Annotated in this window: 1 protein-coding gene; it reads right to left on the bottom strand. The window is 65.7% G+C overall.

Features of this window, described 5'->3' with window-relative positions:
• On the bottom strand, window positions 1-433 hold a 433-nt coding region (locus ACOMDU_RS13585; RefSeq protein WP_421130693.1), incomplete at its 3' end, for a TetR/AcrR family transcriptional regulator.
• Window positions 434-630: the final 197 nt, after the last annotated feature.

Below are 630 nucleotides of genomic sequence, written 5' to 3' on the forward strand. Positions count from 1 at the left end.
TCCAGGCGCCGTCAGCGATCAGACGCGCCGACTGCAACGCGGCTTTCTGGCCAGCGTCGCCGGGTGCGTCCTCCCCGAACCAGGGCCGCAGGCGCTCCCGCCACTGGGCGGCGAGAATGTCGCGCAGCTTCACATCCGCGAGCAGCGCGAGATCGCCCCCGTCGAAATCGGAGAGCACCTCGAAGTCCACATACGCGCGCAGCCGCTCGACCGGATCGGTGACCTCCCCGATCGTCGCGGCGAGCTGTCCCTCCCAGAGGTCCATCACCCGATTGACGACGCCGACCATCAGCGCCTCCTTCGAGGAGAAGTGATGCACCACCCCCGCCTTACTCATGCCTGCTTCGGAGGCGACGGAATCGATCGTCACCACGCCACCGCGCCGCAGCACGGCGATCGCATCATCGAGCAGCTGCTCGGTCGTCTTTGCCATGCCCCGAGAGTACCGACCAAACGTTTGGTCGGTCAAGTGACATAGCGCTATGGGTAGCAGGCGTCCCGTAAGGGGATCGCTTACCGGCACACACAGATACGACGCCGAGCGCCGCGAAAATCCGCGGCGCCGAGTGTCCCGTGTGAGCAGCTTCGCTCTGTGTCGCGGTTTTCGCTGCGTTCCGTGTCGGGTTAGGT

Origin of the sequence: Vescimonas sanitatis, from assembly GCF_049060325.1 — a bacterium.
GTDB lineage: Bacteria > Bacillota > Clostridia > Oscillospirales > Oscillospiraceae > Vescimonas > Vescimonas sanitatis.